General features: G+C 66.7%; 22 protein-coding genes, 2 tRNA genes and 1 rRNA gene. 8 read left to right on the top strand and 17 right to left on the bottom strand.

Annotation, left to right across the window (positions count from 1 at the left end):
- Positions 1-54: 54 nt before the first annotated feature.
- The 5 genes from prfB to VHD82_RS34865 form a co-directional block, all read right to left on the bottom strand.
- Complete coding sequence (prfB, locus tag VHD82_RS34885) at positions 55-1155, bottom strand: peptide chain release factor 2 (RefSeq protein WP_325713533.1); 1101 nt, start codon at positions 1153-1155, stop codon at positions 55-57.
- 67 nt (positions 1156-1222) lie between these two features.
- The gene (locus VHD82_RS34880) at positions 1223-1723 is read right to left on the bottom strand and encodes a PadR family transcriptional regulator (RefSeq protein WP_325713531.1); all 501 of its coding nucleotides are present in this window, start codon (positions 1721-1723) and stop codon (positions 1223-1225) included.
- 149 nt (positions 1724-1872) lie between these two features.
- Positions 1873-1949: transfer RNA gene (locus tag VHD82_RS34875), tRNA-Met, on the bottom strand.
- Between the two features lie 323 nt (positions 1950-2272).
- Positions 2273-2346: transfer RNA gene (locus VHD82_RS34870), tRNA-Met, on the bottom strand.
- A 64-nt stretch (positions 2347-2410) separates the two neighbouring features.
- Entirely contained in the window at positions 2411-5413 is a 3003-nt protein-coding gene (locus VHD82_RS34865) for a UPF0182 family protein (protein WP_325713529.1), read from the bottom strand.
- 157 nt (positions 5414-5570) lie between these two features.
- Here VHD82_RS34865 and VHD82_RS34860 point away from each other — a divergent pair, with 157 nt between their 5' ends.
- A complete protein-coding gene (locus VHD82_RS34860) occupies positions 5571-6107 on the top strand; it encodes a PPA1309 family protein (protein WP_325713527.1) in 537 nt (178 codons plus the stop codon).
- Between the two features lie 82 nt (positions 6108-6189).
- On the opposite strand, the gene VHD82_RS34855 is transcribed toward VHD82_RS34860, so the two are convergent.
- Positions 6190-7197 (bottom strand): YlbL family protein, encoded by a 1008-nt coding sequence (locus VHD82_RS34855; RefSeq protein WP_414637624.1) that lies wholly within the window; start codon positions 7195-7197, stop codon positions 6190-6192.
- Positions 7198-7461: 264 nt separating this feature from the next.
- Between VHD82_RS34855 and VHD82_RS34850 the strand changes: the two genes are divergently transcribed.
- Positions 7462-8805 carry a zinc-dependent metalloprotease gene (locus tag VHD82_RS34850; protein WP_325713523.1) on the top strand — a complete coding sequence of 448 codons (1344 nt, stop codon included), beginning with the start codon at positions 7462-7464 and terminating at the stop codon, positions 8803-8805.
- An 81-nt stretch (positions 8806-8886) separates the two neighbouring features.
- Here the strand turns inward: VHD82_RS34850 and VHD82_RS34845 are convergent, their stop codons facing one another.
- Positions 8887-9459 (bottom strand): M48 family metallopeptidase, encoded by a 573-nt coding sequence (locus VHD82_RS34845; protein ID WP_325713575.1) that lies wholly within the window; start codon positions 9457-9459, stop codon positions 8887-8889.
- Positions 9460-9625: 166 nt separating this feature from the next.
- On the opposite strand from VHD82_RS34845, the gene VHD82_RS34840 reads away from it, so the two are divergent.
- The 3 genes from VHD82_RS34840 (at position 9626) to VHD82_RS34830 (ending at position 13155) form a co-directional block, all read left to right on the top strand.
- Complete coding sequence (locus VHD82_RS34840) at positions 9626-10675, top strand: TOMM precursor leader peptide-binding protein (protein ID WP_325713521.1); 1050 nt, start codon at positions 9626-9628, stop codon at positions 10673-10675.
- Between the two features lie 57 nt (positions 10676-10732).
- Positions 10733-12076 carry an AarF/ABC1/UbiB kinase family protein gene (locus VHD82_RS34835; protein ID WP_325713519.1) on the top strand — a complete coding sequence of 448 codons (1344 nt, stop codon included), beginning with the start codon at positions 10733-10735 and terminating at the stop codon, positions 12074-12076.
- A 128-nt stretch (positions 12077-12204) separates the two neighbouring features.
- Positions 12205-13155: a hypothetical protein gene (locus VHD82_RS34830; protein ID WP_325713517.1), complete on the top strand. Its 951-nt coding sequence runs from the start codon at positions 12205-12207 to the stop codon at positions 13153-13155.
- A gap of 4 nt (positions 13156-13159) precedes the next feature.
- Here the strand turns inward: VHD82_RS34830 and VHD82_RS34825 are convergent, their stop codons facing one another.
- The 5 genes from VHD82_RS34825 to VHD82_RS34805 all read right to left on the bottom strand — a co-directional run bounded on the left by VHD82_RS34825 (position 13160) and on the right by VHD82_RS34805 (position 17623).
- Positions 13160-13306 carry a hypothetical protein gene (locus tag VHD82_RS34825; protein WP_414637622.1) on the bottom strand — a complete coding sequence of 49 codons (147 nt, stop codon included), beginning with the start codon at positions 13304-13306 and terminating at the stop codon, positions 13160-13162.
- Between the two features lie 32 nt (positions 13307-13338).
- Positions 13339-14184, bottom strand: a complete 846-nt coding sequence (locus VHD82_RS34820; protein ID WP_325713513.1) for a class I SAM-dependent methyltransferase — start codon at positions 14182-14184, stop codon at positions 13339-13341.
- Between the two features lie 131 nt (positions 14185-14315).
- On the bottom strand, positions 14316-14558 hold the full coding sequence (locus tag VHD82_RS34815) for a hypothetical protein (RefSeq protein ID WP_325713511.1): 243 nt from the start codon (positions 14556-14558) through the stop codon (positions 14316-14318).
- Positions 14555-14959: a WhiB family transcriptional regulator gene (locus VHD82_RS34810; protein WP_325713509.1), complete on the bottom strand. Its 405-nt coding sequence runs from the start codon at positions 14957-14959 to the stop codon at positions 14555-14557. The genes VHD82_RS34815 and VHD82_RS34810 overlap by 4 nt, the downstream gene beginning before the upstream one ends.
- Before the next feature lie 582 nt (positions 14960-15541).
- Positions 15542-17623: an ATP-dependent DNA helicase UvrD2 gene (locus VHD82_RS34805; RefSeq protein ID WP_325713507.1), complete on the bottom strand. Its 2082-nt coding sequence runs from the start codon at positions 17621-17623 to the stop codon at positions 15542-15544.
- Between the two features lie 65 nt (positions 17624-17688).
- On the opposite strand from VHD82_RS34805, the gene VHD82_RS34800 reads away from it, so the two are divergent.
- Positions 17689-18417: a DUF4191 domain-containing protein gene (locus VHD82_RS34800; RefSeq protein WP_325713505.1), complete on the top strand. Its 729-nt coding sequence runs from the start codon at positions 17689-17691 to the stop codon at positions 18415-18417.
- A 117-nt stretch (positions 18418-18534) separates the two neighbouring features.
- Positions 18535-19470 (top strand): hypothetical protein, encoded by a 936-nt coding sequence (locus VHD82_RS34795; protein ID WP_325713503.1) that lies wholly within the window; start codon positions 18535-18537, stop codon positions 19468-19470.
- A gap of 7 nt (positions 19471-19477) precedes the next feature.
- Here VHD82_RS34795 and VHD82_RS34790 read toward each other — a convergent pair whose 3' ends face one another.
- Positions 19478-19963: an RDD family protein gene (locus VHD82_RS34790; RefSeq protein WP_325713500.1), complete on the bottom strand. Its 486-nt coding sequence runs from the start codon at positions 19961-19963 to the stop codon at positions 19478-19480.
- Between the two features lie 172 nt (positions 19964-20135).
- On the opposite strand from VHD82_RS34790, the gene glnA reads away from it, so the two are divergent.
- Complete coding sequence (gene glnA / locus VHD82_RS34785) at positions 20136-21560, top strand: type I glutamate--ammonia ligase (protein ID WP_325713498.1); 1425 nt, start codon at positions 20136-20138, stop codon at positions 21558-21560.
- 76 nt (positions 21561-21636) lie between these two features.
- Here the strand turns inward: glnA and VHD82_RS34780 are convergent, their stop codons facing one another.
- From VHD82_RS34780 to rrf, 4 genes are all read right to left on the bottom strand, one after another.
- On the bottom strand, positions 21637-22071 hold the full coding sequence (locus tag VHD82_RS34780; RefSeq protein WP_325713496.1) for an acyl-CoA thioesterase: 435 nt from the start codon (positions 22069-22071) through the stop codon (positions 21637-21639).
- A 57-nt stretch (positions 22072-22128) separates the two neighbouring features.
- Complete coding sequence (locus tag VHD82_RS34775; protein ID WP_325713494.1) at positions 22129-25116, bottom strand: bifunctional [glutamine synthetase] adenylyltransferase/[glutamine synthetase]-adenylyl-L-tyrosine phosphorylase; 2988 nt, start codon at positions 25114-25116, stop codon at positions 22129-22131.
- Between the two features lie 104 nt (positions 25117-25220).
- A complete protein-coding gene (locus tag VHD82_RS34770) occupies positions 25221-25979 on the bottom strand; it encodes a type 1 glutamine amidotransferase (RefSeq protein ID WP_325713493.1) in 759 nt (252 codons plus the stop codon).
- Between the two features lie 86 nt (positions 25980-26065).
- Positions 26066-26182 (bottom strand): 5S ribosomal RNA (rrf, locus tag VHD82_RS34765).
- Positions 26183-26191 lie beyond the last annotated feature (9 nt).

Below are 26191 nucleotides of genomic sequence, written 5' to 3'. Positions count from 1 at the left end.
CTACGGCTCCGAGGCCCACGCAGTAGCAAACATTCCTTGCTTCATCACCGGGGGTTACGCGACGGCTTGTTTGCGCCACCGGATCCCGGCTTCGAGGAAGCCGTCGATGTCGCCGTCGAGCACAGCAGTGGGGTTGCCCACTTCGTGCTCGGTCCGCAGGTCCTTGACCATCTGGTACGGGTGCAGCACGTACGAGCGCATCTGGTTGCCCCAGCTGGAGCCACCGTCCTTCAGCGCGTCGAGCTCGGCCCGCTCCTCTTCCTTCTTCCGCTGCAACAGTTTCGCCTGCAGCACCTTCATCGCGGCGGCCTTGTTCTGCAGCTGCGACTTCTCGTTCTGGCAGGAAACGACGATGCCGGAAGGCAGGTGGGTGATGCGCACCGCGGAGTCGGTGGTGTTGACGCTCTGTCCACCTGGGCCGGACGAGCGGTACACGTCCACGCGAATGTCCTTTTCGGGGATATCGACGTGGTCGACTTCTTCCACTTCCGGAAGAACTTCGACGTGCGCGAAGGAGGTCTGGCGGCGGCTCTGGTTGTCGAATGGCGAAATCCGGACGAGCCGGTGGGTGCCTTGTTCGACGGAAAGCGTGCCGTAGACGTACGGGGCGCTCACCTTGAAGGTGGCAGACTTGATCCCGGCCTCTTCTGCGTAGGAGATGTCGTAGACGTCCGTCGGGTAGCCGTGTCGCTCGGCCCAGCGGAGATACATGCGCATGAGCATCTCGGCCCAGTCGGCCGCGTCGACCCCGCCCGCCTCGGAGCGGATGGTGACCACCGCGTTGCGGTCGTCGTACTCGCCGGACAGCAGCGTGCGCACTTCGAGGGCGTCGATGTCCTTCGACAGCTGGGTGAACTCGTTCTCGGCTTCGGCACGGCTGCCGGCATCGCCCTCGGCCTCGGCGAGCTCATAGAGCACGCCGAGGTCGTCGAGGCGCTGCCGGAGCTCCGTGACCCGGCGGAGCTCACTCTGCCTGTGGGAGAGCTGGCTCGTGACCTGCTGGGCCGCCTCCGGATCGTCCCAGAGGTTGGGCTGGGACGCCTGCTTCTCCAGGTCCGCCACCTGGGCGCGCAGGGCGTCGAGGTCCATGACGGTCTCGACCTGCGTCAGCTTGCCGGCGAGATCCTTCAGGTCACTTTCGAACTCAGCACTCACAACCCTCAAGGCTACGGCAAGGGTCGCGACCGGTTACGGCGAACCGGCCGTTCGCGTTCGCCGCCGGTCAGCCCTGCGGGATCGCGTCGACCAGCTTCAGCGCCGCGCGGGCGTGAGCCTGGCCGAATTCGGCGACCGCCTTGACGTACGGGTCGTCCGCTGCCTTGACCGCGGCCTTGGCCTCGTCCAGTTCCTGGCCGTAGGCGGCGCGGGCCGACTCGATCAGCGAAGAACGCTGCTTCGCCGTCAGCGAGCCCGCGTGCACGAGCCGGAGGATGAGGGGGCTGCGGAGGTGGTCGGGTCCGGCGTCCGAGCCGAGCCACGCTTTGAAGGCCTTCTTGCCCGCCGCGGTGATCGCGTACTGCTGGCTGGAGCGCGGCCCCTGCTTGCCGAGGCGCACGAGCCCTTCCTTGGCCAGAGCGGGAAGCTCGCGGTAGACCTGGCTGCGGGTGACGCTGAAGAAGGCACCGAAACGTTCCTCGGCGCTCGCGACCAACTGACCGCCGGTCGCCGGGCCGTCCTGGAGCAGACCAAGCAATGCTGCTGCTGTCGCATTCAGTTCAGACACCCCACCACCGTCCCACTTTTCGACCGTTCTGTCCACAGTGGCCTGCCGCTCCGTCCACAATGGTCATTCGAATGCGCCATCCGGCCCAACCCGCGGTAAGCCACCCGCACGAAAAAAGACCCGGCCGTTACCGGCCGGGTCTTTTCGCTTGGTAGCGGGGACAGGATTTGAACCTGCGACCTCTGGGTTATGAGCCCAGCGAGCTACCGAACTGCTCCACCCCGCGTTGCGTCTACGACTATACACCCGCCCCGGAGCCGCCACATCCGCCCCCGGCGAAGACACCGTCCACAACGGACACTGACCGACACGGCCTGCTGACAGAGCGCCAACGCAGCTCTTTGTGACAGCGCCACTCGATAGTCACATTCCGATTCACACCGCTCCGCGTGGGCCGGCTCACCATCGCGCCGCCACCCACCCGGCACCGAGCGGGAGGTGCAGGGGGGCGAAGCCCTCCCTGCCGGGGGCATGGGGGTCCGACCCCCAAGAAAATGCGAAAGAGGCCCTTACCCACGCACTCCGTGGGTAAGGGCCTCCCAGCCTCTGTAGCGGGGACAGGATTTGAACCTGCGACCTCTGGGTTATGAGCCCAGCGAGCTACCGAACTGCTCCACCCCGCGTTGCGATTACTACTTTACGCCCTGGTTTCGGCGGGGTGTAAGCGGGGTGTCTTTACTCCAGCGATCAGCCTCCTGGGGGCGGGGCGGAGGTCGTGGTGGTCGCCGCAGGGGCGCTCTGAGCAGCCTCGAACTCGCGGCTGGCGGTGTCGAGCGCGGCCAGCGCCTGCCCCTGGGCGGTGAAGTCACCGCTCTGCTGGGCCGCCCGGAGCTGGCTGAGCGCCGCCTGGATGTCGGCGACCGCCTTGTCCATGGCGCTGTTCGAGCCGGCGGGCGGGACGGTCGTCGGTGGCGTCGTGGTGGTCGAGGCCGGTGGTGACGTACTGGTCGTGGGCGTGCTCGGTTGTGTCGGCGACGTCGCCTGCTGGTTCGCGCCGTCCCCGAAAACCTGTTTCAGTGCGTCGCCGAGGGTGGACGCGAAGCCCACCTTCGAGCCGTAGGACACCAGGACTCTGGCCAGCTGTGGATAACTGTTCTGGTTGCGCTGCTGGATGTAAACAGGTTCCACGTAGAGGAACCCGCCCTCCAACGGCAGGGTGATGAGGTTGCCGAAGATGACCGTGACGCTCTGGTTGCTGAACAGCGTCCGTTCCTGGGCGAATCTCGAATCGCTCTGGAACTTGTTCTGCACTTGTACCGGACCGTCGACCTGACTGTTGCCTGCCGCGGTCGTGGGTAGTCGGAGCACTCTGATCGTGCCGTAGTCGGACGGGTCGGAGGACACGGACATCCAGGCCGCCAGGTACTGCCGTTGCAGTGCGGTGAGCGAGCTGGTCAACTGGAACGTCGTGCCGGTCTGGCCCGGCGTCTCGGCGAGCACGTAGTAGCCGGGCTGGTTCGCCAGGCCGGACGCGTCGAGGTTGGTGCCGCCCTCCTGGGTCGGGTCCTGCGGCACGTTCCAGAAGGTGTTCGTGGTGTAGAACTCCTGCGGATCGCTCACGTGGTAACGGGCGAGCAGTTCACGCTGCACCTTGAACAGGTCCTCGGGGTAGCGGAAATGCGCCCGCAGGTCCGGGGAGATGGCCGAGCTCGGCTTGACGATGCCAGGGAAAACGCTTTCCCAGGCCTTGAGGACCGGGTCCTTGTCGTCCACCGAGTACAGGGTGACCGTGCCGTCGAAGGCGTCCACGGTGGCCTTCACCGAGTTCCGGATGTAGTTGATGTTGTTGTTAGCCTGCCGCGCGACACCGCTCAGCGAGTCCTCGGTGGCCTCGCCCAGCTGGGTCGACTGCGAGTACGGGTAGTTGTTCAGCGTGGTGTAGCCGTCGACGATCCACTGGATCTTGCCGTCCACAACGGCCGGGTACGGGTCGCCGTCGACGGTCAGCCACGGGGCGACCTTCTGCACCCGTTCCCGCGGGTCGCGGTTGTACATGATCTTCGAACCGTCGCTGATCGCGTCGGAGAAGAGGATGTTGCGCTCCCCGTACTTGGCCGCGAACGCCAGCCGGTTGAACCAGTTGTCGATCGGGACGCCGCCGGCGCCGTCGTAGCGGTAGTCCCCGTCTGTGGCGCTGTCGTATTCGCCAGGCGCCTTACCGGCCTGGCCACCGACGATCGCGTAGTCGTTGGTCAGCTCGCCGTAGTAGATCCGCGGTTGCTGGACTTCGATCCCGGGTTGGGAGGGGTTCGCCGGGTTGAGCCCGGCGCCGGTGGGGTTCTGGGTGTCACTGGTCGCCGCGATCGGGTAGCCGCCGTCGCTGTTGGCGCTGGAGACCGCGCGGTCGATCGTGTTGGCCTGCGCCGCCACGAACCCGTTGCCGTGGGTGTAGACCATGTGCTTGTTGATCCAGTTGGTCTGGTTCCCGGTGAGGTTCGCGGTGTTGATCTCACGCGCGGCGACGATGTAGTCCTGCGTCTTGCCGTCGACCGTGTAGCGGTCGATGTCCAGTTTGGCCGGGAAGCCGTAGAAGTTCTCGCGCCCGACGCGCTGGGTGAAGGTGGGCGCCAGCACGTTCGGGTCCAGCAGCCGGATGTTGGGCACCGTGGTGCTGTCCGCGCTGATCTGCGCGGCGCTCGCCTGCCCGGTGCCCGAATAATCCTCGTACTGCACGTTGTTGAGCCCGAACGCGTCCTTTGTGGCCGCCATGTTCCGGCTGATGGAAAGCGCTTCCTTCTGGTTGGCGTTCGGCTTGACCGAGAACTGTTCGAGAATCGCCGGCCAGGCCGCGCCGACGAGCACGCCGGACAGGATCAGGAGCACGAGGGCGATCGCGGGCAGCTGGATGTTCCGCAGGAAAGCACCCACGAAGAACGCGACGGCGCAAATGGCGGAAATGCACAGCAGGATCAGTTTCGCCGGCAGAACGGCGTTGAGGTCGGTGTAGGTGGCGCCGTCGAACAACGAGTTCCGCGTGGAGAAAAGCAGGTTGTACCGGTCGAAGAAATAGTCGACCGCCTTCAGCAGCACGAAAATGCCCGCGGTGACGGCGAGCTGGACCCGCGCGGGCCCGGCGAGCTGTCCGCCCCGGCCGGCCAGCCGGATACCGCCGAACAAGTAGTGCGCGATGAGCGCCGCGATGAACGAAACCGTGGTCGCGACGAACAGCCAGCCGAGCAGCCATTGGTAGAACGGCAGCGTGAAGGCGTAGAACCCGATGTCGTTGCCGAATTCCGGGTCGGTCTGGCCGAAGCTGGTGCCGTGCAGGAACAACTGCACCCGCTGCCAGTCACCCTGACCGGTCGCCGCCGCGATCAGGCCGGTGATGAGCGGGATACCGATGCCGAACAGGCGGATCCGGCCGACCACTGCCGAGCGGTAGCGGGACAGGGGGTCGTCGGCGCCCGACACGGGGACGAACACCGGGCGCGTGCGGTAGGCGATCCACAGCGACAACGCGAGGGTGCCGCCGATGAAGATGCCGATCGCGAAGAACAGCACTATTCGCGTGAGCACGACCGTGCTGAACACTTCGCGCGCGCCCACCTCGCCGAACCACAGCCAGTTGACGTAGGTGTCCAGCAGTCTCGCCCCAAGGAGCAGCGCCAGAATGATGACAGCGGCGATGATGAGCAGTATCCGGCTGCGGCGGGACAGCTTCGGCAGGCTCACAGGGGGCCGGTTGGCCACTGCACACGCTCCTGTTGTCGCGAACTCGGTCCGAGGGTGCTGCGAACGCACGCTACCCCTGGTCACCTAACTGTACGGAGGGCGCTCCTGGTTCCCCACCCGCCCCAAATCGGACACCGATCGCCCGGTTGAGGCCGGTACCTGACACGATGACCGGATGGGATCCCATGAGAACCCGGCGCCCGGCGTCGCCGCGATCGCCCGGGAAGTCGAGGAGTTCGTGGCGTCCGGCGGATGGGACCAGCCGCCGCAGTTGTTCGCGCTGGTTTCGACCGAGGCGCTGCTGCGGGAACAGCCGGAACTGGCGGGGCAACTGGACGGGGCGAGCGCGTTGACCCCGGTCGCCCAGGAACCGCTCGAGGAAGCGGATCTCGCCGAAACCCTGGGGCGGATCGCGTGGCCGCAGACTGTCGCCGGGTGCGCGATCGCGCAGGAGATCATCGTTCTCCCGCCGAGTGCCGAAGCAGAACTGTCCGGCGACGACATCGCCCGGCTGCGAAAGGCCGCCGCCGACCACCCGGATCGGACCGAGGCGCGTTTGGTAGCGGCGGTGCTCAGGGACGGCCCCGCCGCGTGCGTGATGCGGCTGCGCGGTTACTCAACGGATGACGGGGAACCGGTCGACGAGATCGTCGAACACCCGGACCTGGCCCCGAACCTCGTCGAGGCGCTCCGCGCCACCCTCATCCCCTGACCACAACCCCACCAGACGAGCAAGGGATGTTTGCTACGCCCTATGCGTAGCAAACATCCCTTGCTTCGGTTCCGGCTCCGGGTCAGCAGGAGGGCGCGGGCTTCCCGGCCTTGATGTCGTCGAGCGCAGTGAGCGCGGAGTCGAGGTTGTCGACCTTGACCAGTTTCAGCCCGGACGGCGCGGCAGCGGCCGCCTCGGCGCAGTTCGCCGAAGGCGTAAGGAACACGGTCGCCCCGGCCTCGCGTGCACCGACGACCTTGAACGAGATCCCGCCGATCGGTCCGACGTTGCCCTTCTCGTCGATTTCGCCGGTGCCCGCCACATGCTCGCCGTTGACCATCTCCCCCGGCGTGAGCCGATCGACGATCGCCAGCGCGAACATCAGCCCCGCCGAAGGCCCGCCGACATCCTGCAGGGACACCTTCACATCGAAAGGCACATCCGCCCGATCGATCGGCTGCAACCCCATGAAGCCCTGTGTCTGCGAAGTGTCCGGGTTCGCCGCGAGCGTCATCGTCGCCGTCTTCGCCGGGTCGGTCCCGTGCTGGAACGTGATGGGCACCGTCTGACCGGCATGTGTGCCGGTCAGCGCGGCACGCACATCGTCTTCCTGGCTGATCTGCTTGCCATTGACGCTCAGCAGGCGATCCCCCGCGGCGAGCACGTGGTCGGCGGGGCTGCCGGCGACGACCTCCTGCGCGAGCACCTTGATCGGGTACCCGAGGTGCCGCAGCGCCGCGACCTCGGCGTTGCTCTGGGAGTCCTGGAACTCCTTCACGTTCTCCTGCTGAACCTGCTCGTCGCTCTCCCCGGGCTTGAAGTACTCCTCGCGGGGCGCCAGTGCGTACCGGCCGCTCACCCACAGCCCGAGCGCGCCGAACAAGGTGATCTGGTCGTTGAGCGACACCGTGGTCATCCGCAGTTCCCCGGACGTGGGGTACGTCTGCTGACCGTCGATCTGGATCACCGGGGCACCGTTGACGTTGCCCAGCGTGTCGTAGGTGGGGCCAGGGCCGATTGCTACGTACGGCACCTGGACGAAGGCGCCGGTGAGTCCGAACGCGACCACCAGCACACCGCTGAGCAGCACCGTCCACCCGCGTCTGGTCAGCCCCCGGCCGCCGTTCGGGGGAGGGTTGCGGCGAGCGTGCTTCGCGCGCGCGTCATCTTCACTACGGGTGTCCGGCGCGCTCGCCGGGCCGGCACCCCGAGCCGTGGTTTCCTCGCGGGACTCGCTCACCCGAGACAGCGTACGGTTACCGGCGTAAGGACCGGATCACCAGGCCTCACCGGTGCGCCGAAACCCGTCCCGGCTGACGCAGTGCGGGCAGGCCTGGCCGCGTACGGTGGTGTTATGAGCAATCTCCCGTTCGGCTTCGGACCTACCGATCCCGATAAGCGTGGTGACAACGACCCCGAGGGCGGCGGCGAACAGTCCGGCGCGGAGGCGTTCAACCAGCTCGGCCAGATGCTCAGCCAACTGGGCCAGATGCTCAGCCAAGCGGGCAGCTCGACCGGACCGGTCAACTACGACCTCGCGAAGCAGATCGCCCTGCAGAAGCTCAGCGGCAGCAGCGACGGCAAGATCGGCTTCGCCGCCAACAGCGATTCCGACAGCGCCGTGCGCGATGCCGCTCACCTGGCGGAACTGTGGCTCGACGCGGCCACGATCCTGCCTGCGGGGGCGAACACGACGGTCGCCTGGTCGGCAAGGGACTGGGTGCAGAAGACGTTGCCGACATGGCAGCGGCTGTGCGATCCGGTGGCCCAGCAGATCTCGGGCGCGTGGGTGCAGGCCCTGCCCGAGGAGGCAAAGCAGGCGGCCGGGCCGTTGCTGTCGATGGTCGGCCAGATGGGCGGAATGGCCTTCGGCTCGCAACTCGGCAATGCGCTCGCTCAGCTCGCGGCCGAGGTGCTGACCTCCACCGAAGTGGGGCTTCCGCTGGGTCCGGACGCCACTTCCGCTCTGCTTCCCGCGAACATCGAGAAGTTCACCGAAGGCCTGGAGCTGCCCAACAGCGAGGTGCTGGTCTTCCTCGCCGCGCGCGAGGCCGCGCATCAGCGGCTGTTCGCGCACGTGCCGTGGCTGAGGCAGCGGCTGCTCGCGACCGTCGAGGAGTTCGCGCACGGGATCAAGGTCGACACCTCGGCGCTGGAACAGCTGGCAGGCCAGGTCGACCCGAGCAACCCGGCGAGTATCGAAGAGGCCATGTCCTCCGGGCTGCTGGAACCGAAGACGACTCCCGAGCAGGAGGCCGCGCTCGGCCGGCTGGAAACGCTGCTGGCGCTGGTCGAAGGCTGGGTCGACGTCGTAGTCGCCGAAGCGGTCGGCGACAGGCTGCCGGGCGCCGGCGCGCTGCGGGAAACGCTGCGGCGCCGTCGCGCGACCGGTGGTCCGGCGGAGCAGACGTTCGCCACGCTGGTCGGCCTGGAGCTGCGGCCGAGGCGGATGCGTGCGGCGTCGGCGCTGTGGAAGCTCGTCGGCGACAAGCACGGGCTCGAGAAGCGCGACGGTCTCTGGTCGCATCCCGACCTGATGCCCGACACCGAGGACCTGGACGACCCGCTGGAGTTCAGCGAGCGGCTCGGCGAGCAGGCGAGCATCGACGCGCTCGACCCGATCGCCGAGCTCGAACGCACCCAGCAGAAGGAAGAGGACAAGAAGCCCAAGGAAGACCCGGGCACCCCCGAGGACTGACCAGGCCCCTGGACTCGAAGCAAGGGATGTTCGCTACCGCTACCCCGCAGCGAACATCCCTTGCTTCGTTTCCGGCTTCGCTCAGTCTTCGGCGTCCAGCTCGCTGATCCCCCAGCCGGCCGCGGCCGACAGCCCCTCCAGATATCCGATCGCACGCTCGGTCTTGGGATACCGCTGCACCAGCTCCCAGAACTCCGCGTTGTGCCCGGCGACCCGGAGATGTGCGAGCTCGTGCACCAGCACGTAATCGAGCACCCACGCCGGTACCTGCCGGAGCCGCTCGCTGACGCGAATGGTCCTGTCCACCGGGGTGCAGGACGCCCAGCGCGTGCGCATCGGCGGTACCCAGCGGACGCTCACGGGCAGCGCTGCCCTGTCGAGATATCGGGCGGACAGCTGCGCGCAACGCGCGAGCAGCGCCGCGTCGGTCTGCCGTGATGGAGACGCGCGCTTCGACTCCGTGCGCTGGAGTTTGCGCTCCATCTCCGCGACCCAGTGTTTCTCCTCCGCTCGACTCATCCCCGCTGGAATGAGTACGACCAACGTGTCGCCGTCGCGGTACGCGGAGACCGTGCTCCTGCGTCTCGCGCTACGCCGTACTTCGACCTTCTGCTGCGGGGCATCCGCCTGCTCGGTTCTGTCCCGGCCCCTCAAGGAGGGCACCCGTGCATTCGCCACCCGTCCACGGTAAGGCCAGGCACCGACAACTCGGGAGGGTCAACTCCGAGAGCACCCCAGTTATCCACATCGAATACTTCCTGTGGATAACTCGGCCTCTTGGTTAGCGGGCTCTTAGCGACCCTCTGTCACGCTATGCAACATGAACGAGCAAATCAGTAACGTCCGCGACCCTCACCTGCCCAGACGTCCCCGGCTCCGGCCCGGTCTGGAGACCTTCGACCGCCGCCCTGGCGAGGTCCAGATCGGCCTGGACCCCCGGCACGCCATGGTCGCCACCGGCCTGACCCCGGATCTGGTGAAAGTCATGCACAGGCTGGACGGCTCTTTCCGCACCGATGAACTGTTCGAGATCGCCGACAGCGAAAACGTCGAGAAGCTGCGCGAAATCCTCGCCAGCCTCACCCGCATCGGCCTGATCGAGGAAGCCTGGGCCCCGGCGGGGCACGGCCGGGTGGCCGGCGAGGTGGGCCTGTGGTCGTTGCGCGCCCGCTACCCGATCCGCGACGCCTTCACCAGGCGCGCCCACAGTGCCGTCGTCCTCTACGGAACGGGACGGCTGACGATCGCCATCGCCACCCAGCTCGCTGCCGCCGGTCTCGGCCATGTGCAGGTCGAAGCGGACGGTTATGTCACGGAACAAGACACCGGCAGCGGCTACCTCGACACCGATATCGGCAGGCAGCGGCGGCTGGCCGCGATCTCGGCGATCCAGCGGGTCAACCCGTCGATCAAGAACCGTCGCCTCGGCCGGGATCGCCAACCGGAGCTGGTCGTGCTGGCCGATTCGATCGTGCCCGCCCCGGAAATCGTCCGGATGCTCGTCCAGGAAGGTGTGCCGCATCTGCCCGTCCGTGTGCGCGAGGGGCTCGGCATCGTCGGCCCGCTGGTCTTTCCGGGCCGAAGCACCTGCATGCGCTGCGCCGACCTGCACCGGAAATCGATGGACTCGCGCTGGCCGACGGTCGCGGGCCAGCTCGCCGGGCGCAGCCAGCAGGCCGACCTGTGCAGCGTGCAGGCCACGGCCGCGTTGGCGGTCGGCCAGATCCTGCGCACGCTGAGCCCCGGTGAGAAGCCGCCGCCGGTCTGGAACACGACGATCGAGGTCGACACCTTCGAGGGCACGATCGAGCATCGTCCGTGGCCGCCGAATCCGGCCTGCGGATGCGGCGCGCAACCGCGGCCGTATTAGGCGCCTACTTCGCCCGGTGGCTGCGCGAAGGATCATCAGCAAGGCACAATCCATTGGGTGACAGACTTCCGCGATCGTGACGACGGGGACAGCCCGGGAATTCCACGCCGGACCGCCGCCAGGACGGCCAAGCTGGCGAGCCTGCCACTGGGAATCGCCGGCCGGGCCGTCGGCGGCTGGGGCCGGCGGCTGACCGGGCAGAGCGCAAAGGAGGTCAACGCCGCACTGTCGGCGAAGGCCGCGGAGCAGCTTTTCGAGGTGCTGGGCACGCTCAAGGGCGGCGCCATGAAGTTCGGCCAGACCCTGAGCGTGTTCGAAGCCGCGGTGCCGGACGAGATGGCCGCGCCGTATCGCGATGCGCTGACGAGGCTGCAGGCCGCGGCTCCGCCGATGGCAGCACGCCAGATGCACCGGGTGCTCGCCGAGCAGTTCGGCCGGTCGTGGCGTGACCGGTTCCGCGAGTTCGAGGACGAACCGACCGCCGCCGCCAGCATCGGGCAGGTGCACCGGGCGGTGTGGCACGACGGCCGGGAGGTCGCGGTCAAGGTGCAGTACCCGGGCGCGGACGAAGCATTGCGCAGCGACCTGCGCCAGCTCCAGCGGTTCAGCAGGTTGTTCCAGGCGCTCGTGCCCGGTACCGAGGTCAAGCCGCTGCTCGCCGAGCTGGCGGCTCGGATGGACGAGGAGCTCGACTACCGCGGCGAGGCCGACAACCAGCGGGCCTTCGCCAAGGCCTTCGAGGGCGATGCGCGAGTAAACATTCCCCGCGTCGTCGCCAGCGCGCCCAAGGCGCTCGTCACCGAGTGGATGGCCGGTATCCCGCTCGCGAAGATCATCGCGGGCGGGGACACGGCAACCCGCAACGATGTCGGCGCGCGGCTGGCCGAGTTCCACTATTCGTCGCCGGCCAGGGTGGGTTTGCTCCATTCCGACCCGCATCCGGGCAACTTCCTGCTGCTCGACGACGGCAGGCTCGGCGTGATCGACTTCGGTGCGGTCGCCCAGTTGCCGAACGGCATTCCGCCGAACCTCGGGCAGATGACGCGGCTGGCGCTGGACGGGCGGTCCGCGGAACTGATGGCTCTGCTGCGTGAATCGGGGTTCGTCCGTCCGGACAGCGACCTTAGCGCGGAAGACGTATTGGCTTATCTGGCACCATTCACCGAGCCGTTGGCGACCGAAACCTTTCATTTCACGCGGAGGTGGATGCAACGGCAGGCGATGCGTGTCGGCGACTCACGGGGCCAGGACTTCAGGATCGGCCGTTCGCTCAATCTGCCACCGGAATACCTGATGATTCACCGTGTCACCGCAGGTTCCACAGGCATTCTGTGTCAGCTGGGCGCGGAGATTCCGGCGCGCGCGATTGTCGAACGCTGGCAACCGGGATTCGCCGATTGAGCCGATTGAGTTACGAGTTATCCACAGAAACCGCCTTTTTCGCAGCAACGCACCACTCGCGTCAGGCAGTTATCCACAATTTCCAGGATCGGGTTCCCTGATCCCGGTCTCGGCGTCACGCTGGAGGCATGCCCCGAACGACTTTCGTCGAGCTCACCGCGCTCAGCGCGGCCATCCCTGATGGCGTCGCAACGATCAGCCACTTGCGCCGCAACGGAATGACTCCGCGTGCCATCGCCGCCCGGTGCCGCCCAGGCGGGCCGTGGCGGCGGTTGCTTCCTGGCGTCCTGCTGCTCGGTGACGGGGAGCCGAACCGGCGCCAGATGCTGCGCGCGGCGGCGTTCTACGCCGGTGCCGGCGCGGTGGTCACCGGGCTGGATGCCCTGCGCGCACACAACATCCGGGTGGTTCCATCTCGGCAGGTGCAGGTACTCGTGCCTGTCCAGAGGCGTGTCCCGCCGCTGGATTTCGTGAGCCTCGAACGAACTTCCCGGATCCCGGAGCCGGTGGTCGACGACGACATCGCGTTCGCCCCGCCGGCACGGGCCACGATCGATGTCGCCCGCCGGGAAATGGATCCGGATCGACTGCGCCGTCTGCTGTCGCTGCCGGTCTACTACGGCCTTTGCACGGCGGACGAGCTTCGGGCCGAACTTGACGCGGGCAATCAGCGCGGCACCGCAGCCGTGCGCGAGATGCTGCGCAACCTCGGCTCGATGGGCGACACGTACCTGCAGGGGCAGGCTCGTGAACTGCTGGACTGCGTGCCGTTGCCGCCGCCGGTGTGGAACGTGACGGTGTGCGACAGCCAGGGCCGCCCCATCGGCACTGTCGACGCCTGGTGGGACGAAGTTGCGCTGGGCTGGCAGTTCGGCGCCGACGATGTGGCAAACCGCGCGCCGAAGATGAATCATCTGGCGCTGTCGGCCGCCGGTGTCGTACTGGTGCAGACTTCGCCGGATCAGTTGCGCGCCAACGTAAAGACGATCGCGCGGGAGCTTACGAGCGCGTTCGCCAATGCGGCGAAGCGCCGCCGTCCGCGCGTCCGAGCGCTCGGGATGGTGCCGGCAACCGTGTGACCGGCTACCAATACTCGTCGGGCAGCTTGCCTTCGATGGCACGGAGGTGTTCCCGGGCGCACAGTGGGCAGAGCCAGCGCTGCGCCTCGTTGTCCTTTTCGGACACCCAGGAAAGCGCCACTTCAGGATCAAGCTCAGCTTCTCGGTTCACACCGCACCGGGTACAGGTGACAACGCCGTCCGTCATGGCTTGCGTCCGAAGTGGACAGTCTTGGTCCCCAGCACATACAAATCGTCGCGCGCACCGAGGTACTCCCCCGCCCCCGGTCGTAGCAAACGTTCCACGGTCTCTCGGTCCTCGTCGGCGAGCTTTTCCCCGGCGACTTCCGCCAGGTGCCTGACCCGCTCGATCACGAACTCCCGGACGATGTCCGTCGTAGGCGCGGGATGGTCCAGCACATGACTGAAGGACGCGACATCCGTCAACCCGGCACGACTCAACGCCGTCGTCCAGCCGTAGGGCATAGCAATCGTTCCTTCCATGCCCGCCCGCATCTCGCCGAACCACTCTTCACGAACGGCGAGCAACCGATGTTCCAGCCCAGGCTTCCCGACCCCCAGGTCCCACGGCAACGTCTGCGTCTCCAGACCGCTCTCCGCGACCGCGAGAACGCCACCACCCCTCAACGCCCCAACCGCGCTAGCAATGCCACCTTGCTGATCCGGCAGATGGTGCAGTACCGACGCGGCCCAGATCAGATGCGCGGGCGGAACAATTTCGCTCAGGGCGCAGGCCGCGAGATCCGCCTGCACAGTCTCGATCTTGACCCCGTCGGCAGCGGCCGCCGCCGTCTCCGCGGCCACCGCCAGCAATTCCGGCACCGCGTCAACCAGTAGTAAAGTTCCCCCGCTACGGCGCCCCAGAGCCGCGGCAAGGGCTGCGCTCATTCCGCCCGCTCCAGCACCCACGTCGACGACTGTCGCGCCGGCCGGCAGTCCCGCCGTCAACCTCGTGGCGATGTCCGCGAACACATTCGCAGCCAACTCGTCGGCCCTGCGCAGATCGGAAATCCGCGCCGCCCAGTCCACGTGGTCGTGTGTATGCCCCGTCACATCCCCATTCAACACGACCACCCCACCGCCACAACCCGAGCAAGGGATGTTTGCTGCAGTCACTCCGCAGCAAACATCCCTTGCTCCCCCAGTGCCTCCCCCGAGGGTCAGGCGCGATAGCGACGTGCCCGTCGTGCGGCCCACCGGGACACTCGTTCCCAGCGGCGGGCCGCACGGGCATGGCTTCGAGCCTGCTGCGCGTTCATGTCGGCGCGCAGCTCCTGTATTCGGGCTCTGGCCAGTTCTTCATGCATCAACATTTCGGTGATCTCCTTGGTCGTCACGGGTGTCACGCTTGGTCGCGCGTGCACCGCGGTAGGCATTTCGCGGGCGAGAGTCGCGGTGCTCATGCGGCGGCACTCCGGCGCTCGTCCGAGACAGGACGCTCGAGAGGCTGTTCCACAACGGGTCGTTCGATGACCGGGTGCTTCCGCGGACGTCCCCTGGGCCGCTTCCTCGCGACCACAACGCCGCGCTCGAAGATCTCGCCACCCCAGACGCCCCACGGCTCCCGCCTGGCGACCGCACCAGCAAGGCATGCTTCCCGGATCGGGCAGTCCGCGCAGAAGCGCTTGGCCCGCTCCAGGTCCGCGGGAGCTTCCGCGAACCACAGGTCGGCGTCCCCGGACCGGCAAGGCAGGTCCAGATCAGGTGCGGTCACGACATCGAGCAGGTCTCCGACCCCTGCGTTCGGGCCGGCGAACTCGTCGGGTAACGCCCCCTCTGACGCGAAGGCGATTGCCGATGACATTCCCGTTCTCCTTTGTGTAGTAACGATTTTTCCTGTTGTGAGGGGTACTGCACAAACACGAAGGCCGCGGATCCGATGTACGGTTCCGCGGCCTTCGTGAGCCTGTTTCCCTGAACGGGTGTCAGGGGCTTCGCTCTATCGGAGGGTGCGGAACATACGTCTTCGGCTGCTGGGCCGTCGGCACATCAGCGGTCACCGGGGCGACTTCATCGACATTCGCGTTGGTCCAGCCAACGATTCGGTGGAGTCGGGTAAAGCGCACGGCAGACAGCCCTCGGCCGTCGATCCGGCGCATACCGGCGCCCTGGTACACGGCAGCGCTCGCCGGGGCGGCGCAGGACAGCGTGGTGCCAGGGTTGCTGATTATGTTCAAGATCCTCATCGTCCCGGCACCTCCTCTCTGTCCGACGCTCCTCGCCTCTCGGCGGTGGGCGGTGTCTTTTCCGGGCGGTCCTCACCCGGCCCCTGCAGGCTATTGCCCCTCGCTACGCCGGGGCAACTCATTTTTCGCAAGACTCTCCGAATCGACGAAGATCGCTCCTGAGCAGCGGTTCCGCCGCACGGATCGCCCCCGCGACGCGGTCAACCGTGTTCGGTGTTGATCACTGCCAGTACTTCGGCTCCGAAACGCTCGACCTTGTTGGCGCCGATGCCCGAAATCGAGACGAGCCCACCCCGGTCCGTCGGCTGCTGCTCGGCGATGGCCAGCAAGGTCGCGTCGGTGAAGACCACGAACGGCGGCACCTTGAGTTCCCTGGCCCTTGTTGTGCGCCATTCTTTCAACCGGGCGAACAGTCCTTCGTCCAAATTGGACGGACACCGCCCACAGCGGCCGAGTTTGATCTCCATCGTGTCGAGCAAAGGTCCCTCGCACACCCGGCAGCGCGGTTTCGGGCCGGCCTTGGCTGCCGGTGCACGCGTGGGCCGGGCAGCCGGATGATTCTCGGGCAGCAGTCCGTACAGGAAACGGCTGCGCCTGCGATTCCGTCGGCCGCCCGGGTGCCGCGACAACGCCCACGACAGCCACAAGTGCTCGCGCGCCCGGGTGACGCCGACGTAGAACAGCCTGCGCTCCTCTTCGATGGCGTTGTCATCACCGTCCGCATGCAGGATCGGCAGGGTGCCCTCCGCCAGGCCGACGAGGAACACCGCATCCCATTCCAGCCCCTTCGCTGCGTGCAGCGAAGCCAAAGTCACTCCCTCGACCGTCGGGGGATGCTGCGCTGCAGCCCTCTGCTCCAGCTCGGCAACGTAGCGAGGAAGGTCTGCTCCATCGAGGGTGGCGGACAGCTCCTCGGCAAGCTCGACCAACGACAGCAACGCGTCCCAGCGTTCCTTGGCAGCACCGCCGGATGGTGGTTGCTCGGTCAGCCCGACCCGCGCCAGGACCGAGCGCACCGCCGTGACGAGCTCGATGCGCGGCGGATCGGCTGCCGCCGTGCGCAGAGCGACCATCGCCTGCCGCACCTCGCGGCGGTCGAAGAAGCGCTCGCCGCCCCGAACCAGGTATGCGACACCCGCCTCCGAGAGTGCCTGCTCGTATGCCTCGGACTGGGCGTTCACCCGGTACAGGACCGCGATCTCACTGGCCGCCACACCGGCGTCGAGCAAGTACCGGATGCGGGCCGCGACCGCCGCCGCCTCGGTAGGTTCGTCGTCGAACTCGCCGAACCGCGGTTCCGCACCGTCGGGGCGTTGCCCGATCAGCCGCAACCGGGAACCGGCCGGCCGGTTGCGGGCCGCGCCAATGACGCGGTTCGCCAGATCGACCACCTGTGGCGTCGAACGGTAGTCACGCTCTAGCCGGACCACGGTCGCATCGGGGAACCTGCGAGTGAACTCCAGCAGCGGCCTCGGCGAGGCGCCGCCGAACGAGTAGATGGTCTGATTGGCGTCCCCGACAACCGTCAGATCGTCCCGCCCCCCGAGCCAGGCATCAAGGAGCCTTTGCTGCAGTGGGGTGACGTCCTGGTACTCGTCGACGACGAAACAGCGGTACCGGTCGCGGAACTCGCGGGCGACCTCGCCGTGCTCTTCCAGGATTGCGGTGGTCTGCAACAACAGGTCGTCGAAGTCGAGCACCTGCGCAGCGTTTTTGGCGTTCTCGTACGCCTGGTATGCCTCGGCCATCTGCTTCAGCGAGGTCGGAGTGTCACGTTGGGCACGCACCGCCGCAGCCGGGTAATCGTCCGGGCTGATCAGCGACGCCTTCGCCCACTCGATCTCGCTCGCCAGATCGCGGAGGAATTCCGCCTCGGTGCCGAGCCCCACCCGGTGTGAAGCCTGCCCGATCAGCCGGAGCTTCCCCTCGACCAGGTCCCACATCCGGTCGCCGATCACGCGAGGCCAGAAGTACCTCAGCTGACGACGGGCCGCGGCGTGAAAAGTCAGTGCCTGCGCGCCCTCGACCCCGAGCGCACGCAAACGTGTGCGCATTTCCCCGGCCGCGCGCGCCGTGAAGGTCACCGCGAGCACTTGACCAGGCGAGACATGTCCGGATCGGATGAGATGAGCGATGCGGTGCGTGATGGTTCTGGTCTTCCCCGTGCCTGCGCCGGCGAGCACGCACACAGGCCCGCGAGGGGCGGCCGCAGCGGCACGCTGCTCGGGGTCGAGCCCGTCCAACAGGCCGGGCCGATTCGTCGTCGGGGGTGCGTCAACCACGATCGCATCCTCGCAGAGGGGGCCGACAGATTCGACGAAGGCCACCCGGCCGTATCCTGGGTCATATGGCGGGAAAGCAGGACAAAGAAGCTGCCAAGCAGGCGAAGAAGGAAAAGCGCGCGGCGGGCAAGGCCCGGCGTGGGCAGATCTTCGAAGCGTTCAAGATGCAACGCCGAGAGGACAAGGCGCTCATCCCGTGGATGGCCGGGTCGATCATCATCATCGCCGGCGTTGTGTTCGGCGTCGGTTTCTTCTTCAACGCGCAGTGGATCCTGTTGCCGCTCGGCATCATCCTGGGCGTGCTGGCGGCTGTGATCATCTTCGGTCGGCGTGTGCAGAAGACCGTGTACTCGAAAGCAGACGGGCAGCCCGGGGCCGCCGGGTGGGCATTGGACAACCTGCGTGGCCGCTGGCGAGTGACCCAGACGGTCGCTGCAACGACGCAGCTCGACGCCGTGCACCGTGTACTCGGCGCGCCGGGCGTGATCCTCGTCGGCGAGGGTGCTCCGCACCGGGTGAAGAATCTAGTGTCCCAAGAGAAGAAGCGGGTGGCCCGTCTTGTCGGCGACACGCCGATCTATGACGTCATCGTCGGCAACGACGACGATGAGATCCCGCTGCGCCGCCTGCAGCCTTACCTGATGAAGCTGCCGCGCAACCTGAAGCCGGTCCAGGTCGACGCGCTCGAAGCCAAGCTCGCCGCACTCGGCAACCGGGGTGCTGCCATGCCGAAGGGCCCGATGCCGCAGGGCGCCAAGATGCGCAACGTCCAGCGGACCATCCGCCGCCGCTGAACCCACCCACCTCAACAGCAAGGGATGTTTGCTACGCACAGGCCGTAGCAAACATCCCTTGCTTCCTCTGTGGGGTGCGATTGAACCGACGACCCTCCGAAAACTGTCGGTGGGTAGTTGCATGATGACGGCGTGCCACTCAGATGCCCGCCGGACGACCCGGCGCTGACCGAGATGTTCCCGGGAGATGTAGCTCCCAGGGCAGTTCTTGTCGCGCGCGGAATGTCCCATTCGACCATTTCGAGTCGCTGTAGACCAGGTAATCGCTGGCAGCGTCCGATCCCGGGCGTGATCGTGCTCAACAACGGTCCGCTCAGCCGCCACCAGCTCTACCGGTCCGCGCTGGTCCATGCAGGCCCGAACTCGATGCTCACCGGGATCGCGGCCGCGAGAGTGCATGGAGTTCGAGCACTGCCGAAGAACAGGCAGGTCCACGTTCTGATCCCGCACCGCAGAGGCGTCGGCTCTTGGGGGTTCGCAGTGGTCGAGCGGACCATCCACCCGCCGGAACCGGTCGAAATCGACGGCCTGCCGGTCGTTCCGCTGGCCAGGGCGCTGTTCGACGCGGCGCGCCGGATGGACCAGCTGGCCGACGTGCGCGCGATGGTCACGGATGCGGTCGGACGCGGCTTGTGCGATCCGCAGGAGATCCAGCGCGAGATCGAACGCGGCAGCACCATCGGCTCGGCATTGATCCGCCGCGTACTGCGTGAACTCAAGCAAGGTTTCGCCGGCGCCGTCGACAAATGGGCGAAAAGGGTCGTCCGGGTCGGCGGCCTACCGGAGCCGGAGTGGCGGCCGCACATCCGGGACGCCCGCGGCGTGACGATTCAGGCGTACTGGACTGCACACCGCGTGGCCTGGCACATCGAGCTTTGCGAATTCGGTCTCGCGCCGCCGTCTGACACACGACCGATCGCCAGGACCGGCGTGCTCGTCGTACGAACACGGCCGTCGCAACTCCGCGACGACCCCATCGCCGTCGTCGAAGCGCTACAAGGCGCCTTCCGGCGAGCCACGAGCCGACCGCCACCAGCCGTAGTGCCCGCGTGAGCGGGTGTCACCGCATCCGTATGACGACAGTCGCGGTCAACCGGTCAAGCCAGCTGCGGCCGTCAAGGTTTCGGACCGCAGCCGGGATGATCAGGAAAGTCAGGGCGCTGCGGACAACCGCCCGCCAAAGCCCGGGCATCGAAGCGCCGTCGAGCCGGCCTACCCGAATCCCGGTTGCCGCCATCCCGGGCGTGAAGCCGAAGAACGCGACCGGGATCACCGTGATCACGGCCCAGACCACGATGGACCACAGGTTGAACGTCTGCATGACCGCCGGATCCTGGAAATCAGGCCGGAAGAACAAGGAGGTGACCAGCGAGGCGAGCACGAGATCGACCAGCAGAGCGAGCACACGGGAGCCACCCCGGGCGACCGAACCGACCCCGCTCTCCGGCAGGCCCAGCCGCTCACCTCGCCAGCGCGGGGGCTCTTTGCTACCGCTCACCGGGCTTGTCGCGGAGCCCGACAGCCACTCGCCAGTCCATCTCGCCACCCTTTAAGGGTATGCCGTGGCGGAAACCTGCTCTGGCCTGGCCGTCTGACCCAGATCACATCACCCGTTAACATCCGTGAAACATACGGGTGACGGTCGGGCAACACCGCGCTCTTAGCGTTAGCCGAAGAGAGTACTGCCCCCGGCAATAAAGGCGAAGGAGTTACAGAGGGTGTCCACTACTCCAGACGATATCCAACGTCTCATCACGGATGAGAACGTGCAGTTTGTCGATGTCAGGTTCTGTGACCTGCCGGGCGTCATGCAGCACTTCACTGTCCCCGCCAAGGCCTTCGATAACGATGCCTTCGCGGAAGGTCTCGCCTTCGACGGTTCCTCAGTCCGTGGTTTCCAGTCCATCCACGAGTCGGACATGCTGCTGCTACCCGACCCGGAGACCGCGCGGATCGACCCGTTCCGCAAGGAGAAGACGCTTTCCCTCAACTTCTTCGTGCACGACCCGTTCACGCGTGAGGCCTACAGCCGGGACCCGCGTAACATCGCGCGCAAGGCGGAGCAGTACATCGCCGAGTCTGGTGTCGCCGACACCGTGTTCTTCGGCCCCGAAGCGGAGTTCTACGTCTTCGACTCGGTTCGCTTCGACTCCTCCGAGAACGCCTCCTTCCACGAGATCGACTCGGTCGAGGGCTGGTGGAACACCGGTCGCGACGAAGAGGGCGGCAACCGCGGCTACAAGACCAAGTACAAGGGCGGCTACTTCCCCGTTCCGCCGGTCGACCACTTCGCCGACCTGCGTGACGAGATCAGCCAGAGGCTGATCTCGTCCGGCTTCACCCTCGAGCGCGCACACCACGAGGTGGGCACCGCCGGCCAGGCCGAGATCAACTACAAGTTCAACACGCTGCTGCACGCTGCCGACGACCTGCAGTTGTTCAAGTACATCGTGAAGAACACGGCATGGAACGCGGGCAAGACCGCAACCTTCATGCCGAAGCCGCTGTTCGGTGACAACGGTTCCGGGATGCACTGCCACCAGTCGCTGTGGAAGGACGGGCAGCCGCTGTTCTACGACGAGTCCGGTTACGCCGGCTTGTCGGACATCGCCCGCCATTACATCGGCGGCATTCTGGCCCACGCGCCGAGCCTGCTGGCCTTCACCAACCCGACGGTGAACTCCTACCACCGCCTGGTGCCGGGCTACGAAGCGCCAGTCAGCCTGGTGTACTCGCAGCGTAACCGGTCCGCCTGTGTGCGTATCCCGATCACGGGCACCAACGCGAAGGCCAAGCGCATCGAGTTCCGTTGCCCGGACTCGTCGGGCAACCCGTACCTGGCCTTCGCAGCCATGATGATGGCGGGCCTGGACGGCATCAAGAACAAGATCGAGCCGGCCGACCCGATCGACAAGGACCTGTACGAGCTTCCCCCGGAGGAGGCCAAGGACGTCAAGCAGGTCCCGGCCGACCTGGGCAGTGTGCTCGACAACCTGGAAGCCGACCACGACTTCCTCACCGAGGGAGGCGTCTTTACTCCCGACGTGATCGACACCTGGGTCTCGCTCAAGCGCGAGACCGAGATCGACCCGCTGCGGCTGCGGCCGCACCCGTACGAGTTCGCGCTGTACTACGACGTGTAACTCGGCTGGTAGATAACACGAGCACGCCGGCGGCGAGGAGCGGAAAACGCCCTCGCCGTCGGCGTTTCTTTCTCGGCTACTCCGCCGTGGAGAGCAGGGTGAGGTCGTATCCGGCCTGCTCGAGTCGCCCGCGCGGGTTTTCGACCAGTTTGCGCCGCCCCAGGTCCATGAGGCCGAGGGTGCAGGTGATCTCCGCGGACAGGGTTCCGTCGACCTTCGTGATGGTCTGTACAGCCTCGAAACTCTTGCCCGTGCCGAACTTGTAGTCGCAGGTCACGTCCACGACGTCACCCATCCGCAGCTCACGCCGGTAGCTGATCTGCGAAGCGAGCAGCACCGGGGCGACGTTCTCGTCACGAAGGCGGTCGTGTTCACCCGCGGCCGCCTCCATCAGCTCGATCCGTGCGACTTCGCCGTAGGAGTGGTAAACAGCATGGTTGAGATGGCCCAGGGGGTCCAGCTCGTACAGCCGCACCTTGATCTGGACACCGTAGGGCTCGCGCGCAGTCACCCGTTCACTGTAAAACGACCTGTCAGCATCGGTCTGTGACACCGGTCAAGGCTGAATTCAATCCTCGAAGAACACGCGCTCCACCACGGCGTGCGCACGCCTGGTGATCCTGCGGTAGAAGTCAAGGAATTCACCTGGATCGTCGTCCGCACCTTGGCCGAGCACCCTCGCGACCGCCGCCAGGTCACGCCCGCTGCTCGGCACCTGGTCAACCGCCTTCCCGCGCACCAGCATCGCCGCGTTTCGCACCCGGGTCGCTAGCAACCATGCCTCGCTCAACGACTCGGCGTCAGCCGGATCCATCAGCCCGGCCGCGGTCAGTGCGGCCAGGGCGTCCGGCGTCGAGGTCGTCCGCAACGCGGGGAGCTCGTGAGCGTGGCGTAATTGCTCCAGCTGCACGGTCCATTCGACGTCGGCCAGGCCACCGCGCCCGAGCTTCGTGTGCAGGTTGGGGTCGGTGCCCTTGGGGATCCGCTCGGCTTGGACTCTGGCCTTCATCCGGCGCACCTCGCGTACTTGGGTCGCGTCGAGCCCGCCCTCGGGATATCGGATGCCATCGATCATCGTGATGAAACGTTCTCCGAGATCGTCGTCGCCTGCGATGTAGCGAGCACGGAGCAACGCCTGGGCTTCCCAGAGTTCGCTCCAGCGGGCGTAGTAGGCGCGATACGACTCCAAGGTCCGTAGCAAAGGCCCCCCGCGTCCCTCCGGGCGGAGGTCGGCATCGACGTGTAGGGGCGGGTCGGCACTGGGTTGCCCGAGCGCCTGGCTGACGGACTCCGCGACGGACGACGCGAACCGGATCGCCTCGCCGTCTTCGATTCCCTCGTTGGCTTCGCAGACGAAGAGTACGTCGGCGTCAGACCCGTAACCGAGCTCCGCTCCCCCGAGGCGCCCCATGCCGATCACCGTGATCTTCGCGGGCGCTTCCCCCGTCTCCGCATTCTTCTTACGCAGGACCGCAGCAAGTGCCCCTTGCAGCACTGCGACCCAGACGCTCGAGAGAGCGGCGCAGACATCGCGCACGTCCATCAAGCCCAGCAAGTCCGCGGACGCAACGCGAAGCAGCTCATGCCGGCGCAGCGATCGGGCGGCGGTGACCGCAGCATTTAGCCCTGGCTGCCGGCGGACCGTGGCACGCAGGGATTTCGCGACCTCCGCCGGGTCACGGCCTGCCAGCCGCGCAGGGTCACCGAGTAACTGCAGTACCTCCGGCGCCCGGACGAGTAGGTCGGGCACCAGCTTCGACGTACCGAGCAGGAAGGCCAACCGCTCGACGACCGCACCCTCATCCCGCAGCACGCGCAGGTACCAAGGTGTCTCTGCTAGTGCTTCGGAGACTTTTCGGTAGGCGAGCAGGCCGCCGTCTGGGTCGGGTGTGTCGGCGAGAAGATCGAGAATCACCGGTAATAGGGCATGCTGGATCGACGCTCGTCGCGAAACGCCGGACGTGAGGGCCCGAATGTGCTGTAGCGCGCCGTCCGGGGCCGCGTATCCGAGTGCCGCGAGCCGACGCGCTGCCTGTTTGGTCGTGAGCCGCAGTGCCTCCGTCGGCACACTGGCGACCGACTGCAAGAGCGGCCGGTAGAAGAGTTTCTCGTGCAAACGCCGGATGCGCTGACCATGCCGCCGGAACTCGGCCAGCAGCACGTCGCCCTCGCCGCGTCCACGCTCCGGCTTGATTCCGATCGCCCTGGCCAGCACACGAAGTTCGGCCGATTCGGAGGCGTCAGGGAACAGATGCGTGCGCCGCAAACGCCGCAGCTGCAAGCGGTGTTCCACCGTGCGCAGGAACTCGTATGACACTTCGAGTTCCGCGGCATCGGCGCGACCGACGTAACCACCGGCACCGAGCGCGTCCAGCGCGTCCATAGTGGACGGTGAACGCAGTTCGGGGTCGACTCGGCCATGGACGAGCTGCAGCAACTGCACGGCGAACTCGACGTCGCGCAAACCACCACGCCCGAGCTTGAGCTCACGCTCGGCCAATTCGGATGGAACATGTTTCTCCACCCGCCGGCGCATCTGTTGCACATCGGCGACGAAGTTGTCGCGTTCCGCGGCGGACCAGACCATCGAATCCACCATCTCGATGTACTGGCGTCCGAGTTCTTCATCTCCGGCGACCGGACGCGCCTTCATCAGGGCCTGGTATTCCCACGTACGCGCCCACTTCTTGTAGTAGGCGGTATGCCCCTCAAGGGTGCGCACCAGCGCCCCGGCTTTGCCCTCAGGCCTGAGCGCCCCGTCGACCTCGAAGCACGCGTTGCCGACCACCCGCATCATTGTGCTGGCGACTCGGGTGACAAGTTGGAGATCGCCCTCGCCGACGAAGATCACGTCGACGTCGCTGACATAATTGAGCTCACGCCCACCGCATTTGCCCATCGCGATGACGGCCAGGCGCGCGTCGTGGGTGTCGTCCACCTTGTGCTCTGTACGGGCGACCGCGAGGCCGGCGATGAGCGCCGCTTCCGCCAACGCAGTGAGCTGGCGGGTGACCTCTGCGTAGGGTGGCCGATCCAGTCGACGCTCGACGATGTGTCCCAGGTCGGCAGCCGCGATCTCAAGCAGCAAGCCGCGGTAGGCGGCTCGTAATGCCTGTTCTGCGGCCGAGTTGGTAAGGGTGGCGTCCGAGCCTGCCTTGGGCCGGAGGGCACCCAACAGCTCGTCGGCATAACAGTCGGTCTCGGTGCACTTGTCGCGGGCGAGCCGCTTCCACTCGTCTGGCGAGCCGACGAGGAAGTCGGCAAGCGCGCTCGAGGTGCCGAGTACGCCGATCAAACGCCCCCTCAATGCCGGGTCGGTGCACAACGCATCGGCCAGAGCGGTCCAGCCTTCGGGGGCGGCTTCACGAATTCGTTCGAGTTCGCGGAGGGCCAGGTCCGGGTCAGCCGACCGCGACAATGCTGAAAGCACGTCGATGCTCGCCGGGTCCGGTCCGGTGTTGGTCCACCATCCCGCCGCCCGCAACTGTGTCTCGGCCCGGTCGTCGGTGAAGCCGTACCGTGCTGGGGACGCGGTCCCCCGTGCTTGCTCAGCCATCAGCTTCCACCGTAAACCCCCACGCCACCGATGCCCGACAGCAAGGGATGTTTGCTACGGCTGGCCGATAGCAAACATCCCTTGCTTGCCTGCCGGGTCGGGGGTTAGGCGAGGGGGAGGGTGGTGTGGGGCGTGGGGTTGGCCGGGTCGAGGGTGCCGGCGGCCAGTTGTACGAATCGGGCGACAAAGGGGCGCCAGGTTTCGGCTAGATCGGCGTGGATCTCGGTGAGCCGCTCGGTGTCGAAGACTCCGGGGCGGGCCGTTGCCGCCAATTCCGGTGCGTCGCGCCCCCAAGCTTGGACGATGTCCGGAGTGGTTTCGATGTGGAACTGGATGCCGTACGCAGCTCGGCCGGTCCGGAATGCCTGGTGCTGGTACTTCGGAGCGGATGCGAGGAGAACGGCGTTCGGTGGGAGCCTGGTTATGACGTCCTCGTGGAAGTGCATGACGTCGGGGACGAGCGGCAGTTCCGCGAAGAGCGGATCAGTCCAGGCGGCGTCCTTCTTGGAGACCAGGAATGGGCCCACTTCCGGACCCTCGTCTCCTGGCTGGACTCGGCCGCCGATTGCGACTGCGAGGAGCTGCGCGCCCAGGCAGATGCCGAGGGTCGGCATTCCGCTTTGAGCCGCGGTCGCCAGCAGGGTCCGGATCTTCGGGAGGAAGGGATGTTTGCTGTCGTCTTCGGCGTTCATGCCGCCGCCTAGGCAGATGATGCCCTGGTGGTCCTCGAGGGTTTCGGGGAGCTGGTCGGCCGGCGGGTGACGGAGGTCCAGCTCGGCGCCGGCCGCGGTGAGCCAGTCGCCGAGTGGGCCGGGTGGGTCGGATTCGTCGGGTTGGATGATCAGCAGGCGCGGAGCGTTCACCTCGCCAGGATACGGCCCAGAAATGCCTTGAGGCCCTGGGAGATTCCGAAGAACCTCGACCAGAGCCTCAAGGGTTTTCAATTTTAGTTCGGCGGTGTCCTACTCTCCCACAACCCTTCGGTTGCAGTACCATCGGCGCTGGCGGGCTTAGCTTCCGGGTTCGGAATGGGACCGGGCGTTTCCCCGCCGCCATGACCACCGAAACACTACGA

Origin of the sequence: Amycolatopsis sp., from assembly GCF_035546795.1 — a bacterium.
Lineage (GTDB): Bacteria > Actinomycetota > Actinomycetes > Mycobacteriales > Pseudonocardiaceae > Amycolatopsis_E.
Note: the sequence above shows the minus strand (reverse complement) of the source record. Positions and strands in the feature narration are given on the sequence as shown.

Bases quoted from the DNA above. Each gene is read 5' to 3' on its own strand.
- VHD82_RS34860 (WP_325713527.1), top strand. From the start codon at position 5,571: ATGGGATCCCATGAGAACCCGGCGCCCGGCGTCGCCGCGATCGCCCGG.
- VHD82_RS34850 (WP_325713523.1), top strand. From the start codon at position 7,462: ATGAGCAATCTCCCGTTCGGCTTCGGACCTACCGATCCCGATAAGCGT.
- VHD82_RS34840 (WP_325713521.1), top strand. From the start codon at position 9,626: ATGAACGAGCAAATCAGTAACGTCCGCGACCCTCACCTGCCCAGACGT.
- VHD82_RS34830 (WP_325713517.1), top strand. From the start codon at position 12,205: ATGCCCCGAACGACTTTCGTCGAGCTCACCGCGCTCAGCGCGGCCATC.
- VHD82_RS34815 (WP_325713511.1), bottom strand. From the start codon at position 14,558: ATGAGCACCGCGACTCTCGCCCGCGAAATGCCTACCGCGGTGCACGCG.
- VHD82_RS34810 (WP_325713509.1), bottom strand. From the start codon at position 14,959: ATGTCATCGGCAATCGCCTTCGCGTCAGAGGGGGCGTTACCCGACGAG.
- VHD82_RS34800 (WP_325713505.1), top strand. From the start codon at position 17,689: ATGGCGGGAAAGCAGGACAAAGAAGCTGCCAAGCAGGCGAAGAAGGAA.
- VHD82_RS34775 (WP_325713494.1), bottom strand. From the start codon at position 25,116: ATGGCTGAGCAAGCACGGGGGACCGCGTCCCCAGCACGGTACGGCTTC.